Genomic DNA, 4,934 nt, shown 5'->3' on the forward strand with positions numbered 1-4,934 from the left:
AGTACGAAGGAATCAGAATCGTCGATGTCTCAAGATGGCTTCTTGGCATGGATTAGCCCCCAACGGATTAAGCCCTTCCTTGGGCGTTCCCCGGCACGGGCCGGGGCGGGTGCTGCTCGCCTCTCGTCACCCCGGACCTGATCCGGGGTCGGCTCATCGAGCCTTGCCGCTCTGTCACCCTGGAGCGGAGCGATAGGGTCCACGGCAAGTCTCGCCACCGCGTGGCGGTGCGACGCCCCCTAACGCAGAAGCGGGTGTGAAGTGTGTAGTGTGGGGTGTGGAATGATAATTCGAAGATGATTTACTCAGAATCCTTCACGCAACGGATGGAGTACCCGCCATCCTTGCCGAATCGTTTTTCGTACCTTGATCTGTCATAATCGATCAGGTATATACCAAATGCACTGTTACCGTAGTAAGCGCCGCCGGCATCAGTAGAACTCCAAAAATATGCATAGTGACCAACCTGGTCAAATCTCTGAGAGAATGTACGGATGCCAGAAGGAATAGCGGTAAATCCGAATGAGTCATCGCCGTTTCCATTACCATTCCAACCACTCTGGGCCTTGAGTTTGGCGGCAGCAGTGGACCAACCGTGAACAGTCGTAAACAAAGTGTCCCACTCGCTCCTGCTTGGCAAATGCCAACCTTTAGGACAAATACCTTGGATAGGTTCAATGTTAGTGCACTCTTTGTAAAAACCACAAACACATGGTTTTTCTATATCATTAGCGAGTTTCACCGAATCAATAGCCGCAGCCCAGGTGTAAAGACGACCAGCCACATCGCAATTTTTCGGCTCATTGTTGTAGCACCAAGACCAATCATATTTATTTTCATCCGAACCACCCTGACCAGGGTCAAAGTTCAAGTTTTCCGCCATCCATACTTGGTCACCAATTTTCACCGTCCTATAGACTTGACCATCGCGACTGTCGCTCAAGAAACCATAGTCAATATTGGGATTGAAGCGGCATTCTTTCGGCACATCCCAACTCCAACCAGTTTCTTCCAAAAGAGCTGAACAATTTACCTTGTCCTTGTCGGCGTTCTTGGAGTCACTAGACCCATTCGACTCCGCTGACGCTCCGCTCAGGGTGACACTTGAATCAGGCGACTCTACCGACGAACTGGAAACACCCGTTTCGTCGGAACTAGCTGACGAAGAGTCATCGCAGGCGGAAAGGGCGAAGAATGCCGCGAGCACCGCCACCCACAAGAAACCAAGACCCTTGACACATTTCATACCACTATCTCCTGTAAAAATTTTCACCACCCACAAACCAAACAATGTGAAATATGGAATGTGGAATTTATACCGCAAAATTCATCATCAGACGGGGCTCAAGCGATTCTATTTTGTAATTATTGCAGATGTTTTTTTTCGCCTTGAACGCAAACCTATTAGCAATCTTATCGTTTGTTTTGATGTTCTTAGACATGACTTTACTTTTTTGACCTTTATTTTGAAAATAAACTTTTTTACATTAAAATTCGCGCACTAAAAGATGTATAGCATCGCAGAGCTTTATACAAACTACTCATCCTTCACACAACGGATGGACAAACCATTTTGTTTGTACGATACATTGGTATTCAAAGACTTACTCGTGTTTCCCATGTAACCATCATCACCGCACGAATAATTTTCGTATTCATTTTCACCTGGATAGAACCAATAAGCAACTTCATTTTTTTCTTTAAAATTACCCGAAGGCGTAATACGCATTCCGCCACCAATCAGACTGTACCCGCTGTAGTTATGTCCGCCAAATGCAATGGCTCGCACCCCCTCCACAAGTGGATTAACGTTTTCATCGGCGTGAACAACGATGTAGAATTCGTCATACGTCAGTAAGTGCCAGCCTTTCGGGCAAATTCCCTGGTGGAACCCATCGCCGTCGGGATCTATCTGGGCGGCACAACTCTTGGTATTGCATTCGCTCGGCAACTGCATCGCTTCCGCCCACTGGTAAAGTCCACCATACTGAATGCAATTGAGCGAGTCATTGTTGTAGCAATATTTCTCAATTTTCGAAAAATCCGTCTGATCTTCCGCCCCCTGGACCATTATCCCAACATTCAGGTTTTCCGCCATCACGGTTACGGAACCTCGTTCACCATCCTTATTCGTTCCTTTAACGGTCAAATACTTATATTTTCGATGGTCTCTCGGATCTTCCAATTCACCATACGTGTGACTAGGATTGGTATAGTCTATTTTTACAAAACTACTACTTGAAACAACTGACGACGAAGACTGTTTCACAGAAGAACTAGACGATCCTACAGAACTGCTACTAGACTTGACACTTGAAGACGAACTAACCGACGAACTAGATACATCCTTCTTGCTGCTAGAAGATTCACCCGACTTCACAGAACTTGAACTCTTGGAGTCGGATGAATTCTTTGTTTCTTTCGCGGAACTGCTTGACACTTCGGCGGGCTCGGAACCCTTGACACTACTGGAAGACTTGTCTTTTTCTGTAGATTCATTTCCTGACGACTTCTTGTCAACAGAAGATGACGACTCATCCAAATCAGAAGTTTCTACCGACGAACTGGAAACACTTGTTTCATCGGAACTTGCTGACGAAGAGTCATCACAGGCGGAAAGGGCGAAGAATGCCGCCAACAAGAAGATGGTGAGAGATTGCTTCCCCTGAAACAAGTTCAGGGTCGCAATGACACGCTGGAAAGACTTTTTCATAAAACATCCCCGTCTATAGTTTATCCTGTTAAATATAGGTAATGCCCCTGCCAAAGTCCATACCCCCCCCCATTGTAAAATTTAGGAAACAAGACGAAAGTCCAGAATAACGCAGAAAAACAACTTTTTTCAAGGTTTTCCGTCATTATGGTAGATTTGGCGAATTATACAAGACATCCAAAGTGATTGATTTTGGAATCTGCCTGGCGCAGGAATTGGGTTTTAGACCGAGCGATGTCACGAAGGTAAGCATCGGTGACTTGCGTGCTATTTTCGAATTTATGAAAAAGGATTATCTCACCAAAGCTTGCACAAACGGATAGAAAAATATATATTGGTAATGTAATAAGGGATAAATATGGTATTTGCCGAAAACATACTACGGATATTCCGTGAAAACAAACTTCTTGCGAAGTATCGCCTGAAGGATGTCTTTGTATTCGGCTCGTCTGTCCGGACTGCAACACCCAACGACATTGACCTGTTAGTTCGTGATTACCAGGACTACAATGATCTGTTGGCCTTGCGGAAGGAACTTTCCGAAAAGACCGGCAAGTCCGTGGATGTCGTCATAGAGAAGTTTGCAAACCCCATTATCCTGTATCGAGCAAACAAGGAGTCCATCCGTGTCGAATGACCCCAGGAACGACCTTTTCCATTTGTTGGGGATGCTCGAGTCCCTGCTGAAAATTCAGAAATATACACAGGACATTCATTCCACCGAAGAACTTCTTGAGAAAGAAGACCAGATGGTATTCAACGCATGTTTGACCTTGCTTGCAAACATAGGCGAATCCATCAATAAACTCTCGAACACAGCCAAAGCAGGAATTGCAAGTGAAAATATTCAGGCAATCCGCGGAATGCGAAATAGGATTGTCCACGATTATGTTGGGCTTGACTCGTTTATCGTTTACAACACTATAAAGAATGACCTTGACCCGCTAAAGGATACCTTTGTGAAAATCATTCATGAAGGTCTAGTAAACAAGTCCTTTGACGAAGGTGAATTTGAAGCGGCGAAAAGCTCCGGCTTTTACAAGTTCATTGATTTCAATATATTTTAAGGTCTGCTTCACCGTCCCGTCGTTTTGCGTTAGGGATAGTGACCCCTTGGGGACAAGACTCGCATAGCGAGGCTTGGTTTTAGGCGGCGGGTGGCAAGCGAAGCGATGGCGGCCGCCCCTAAAATATAGCCCGACCCGGCGAGGGCTACCGAGCCGGGGAACGCCCAAAAGACTGCGGTTACGGTGGTCTCGACCACGCTGTGAGCCGTAGGCGACTCGTCATAACGAGTCGTCGGAGGCGAGAGTGAGCGCCGACCGGAGTGTCTCACAAGAGTCTAGCGCGAACGGTCTTCATAGGGCAACCGGTGAAAACGTGAACATCTGCGTCCTCGATACCGAAGTGTACTCCAACACCGGTGGACAGGCTTCCAAGGCCACGAACCGTGGCGCAGTCGCCCTCTTCGCTGCCGCTGGTAAGCGCGCTGGCAAGAAGGACCTGGGCCTCATCGCCATGAGCTACAAGAACGTTTACGTGGGCCGTATTGCCCTCGGCGCAAACGACGCTCAGGCCCTGAAGGTTCTCCAGGAAGCAGAAGCACACAATGGTCCGTCTCTGATCATCTGCTACTGCCCCTGCATCAACCACGGTTTCGATCTCAACAGCCAGCTTCAGCACCAGAAGATGGCAGTGGATTCCGGTTACTGGACTCTGCTCCGTTACAATCCGGCTCTCGCCGCCGAAGGAAAGGCTCCGCTTATCCTCGACTCCAAGAAGCCGACGATCCCGGTTGCAGAATACATCTACACCGAAAACCGCTACAAGCAGCTCACCCGTAACAATCCGGAAGTGGCCAAGAAGCTCGCCGACGACCTCCAGAAGGAAGTCGATGCACGCTACGCATTCTACGATGCCATGTCCAAGGATACCGAAGGGCTGATTAGCCTGTAAGAGGTATGAGCACGGTCGCTTCGCTCCCTCCGGAGAGTGAGCGCGGCCTTACGGCCTTTGAGGTTATTAGTAAAACGAGAGTCGAGAGAAATTTCGGCTCTCGTTTTTTACGAATACGTTCCTACGGACCTTTGAGAAAGTCATCCCCACGATGGCGGGAATCTATTTTTGGTAACGTATATTTTCTTTCGCAAATTCCGCTAAGGGGGTAAAAAAATAGGATGTTCCAATTTTTAGATTTGAAATAACCACAAATCAAACACAA

General features: G+C 47.4%; 5 protein-coding genes. 3 read left to right on the forward strand and 2 right to left on the reverse strand.

Going from position 1 to position 4,934, the window contains the following annotated elements; translation table 11 throughout:
* Positions 1–301: 301 nt before the first annotated feature.
* A complete protein-coding gene (locus BUB22_RS15785; protein ID WP_139259058.1) occupies positions 302–1,246 on the reverse strand; it encodes a fibrobacter succinogenes major paralogous domain-containing protein in 945 nt (314 codons plus the stop codon).
* Between the two features lie 291 nt (positions 1,247–1,537).
* Positions 1,538–2,713, reverse strand: a complete 1,176-nt coding sequence (locus BUB22_RS16170) for an FISUMP domain-containing protein (RefSeq protein ID WP_083535596.1) — start codon at positions 2,711–2,713, stop codon at positions 1,538–1,540.
* Between the two features lie 358 nt (positions 2,714–3,071).
* On the opposite strand from BUB22_RS16170, the gene BUB22_RS15800 reads away from it, so the two are divergent.
* The 3 genes from BUB22_RS15800 to BUB22_RS15810 all read left to right on the forward strand — a co-directional run bounded on the left by BUB22_RS15800 (position 3,072) and on the right by BUB22_RS15810 (position 4,669).
* Positions 3,072–3,350 carry a nucleotidyltransferase family protein gene (locus BUB22_RS15800; RefSeq protein ID WP_073116629.1) on the forward strand — a complete coding sequence of 93 codons (279 nt, stop codon included), beginning with the start codon at positions 3,072–3,074 and terminating at the stop codon, positions 3,348–3,350.
* A complete protein-coding gene (locus BUB22_RS15805) occupies positions 3,340–3,780 on the forward strand; it encodes a HepT-like ribonuclease domain-containing protein (protein WP_139259059.1) in 441 nt (146 codons plus the stop codon). The genes BUB22_RS15800 and BUB22_RS15805 overlap by 11 nt, the downstream gene beginning before the upstream one ends.
* Before the next feature lie 244 nt (positions 3,781–4,024).
* Positions 4,025–4,669 carry a thiamine pyrophosphate-dependent enzyme gene (locus BUB22_RS15810; protein ID WP_254794776.1) on the forward strand — a complete coding sequence of 215 codons (645 nt, stop codon included), beginning with the start codon at positions 4,025–4,027 and terminating at the stop codon, positions 4,667–4,669.
* Positions 4,670–4,934 lie beyond the last annotated feature (265 nt).

Source organism: Fibrobacter sp. UWCM (genome assembly GCF_900129735.1).
Classification (GTDB): domain Bacteria; phylum Fibrobacterota; class Fibrobacteria; order Fibrobacterales; family Fibrobacteraceae; genus Fibrobacter.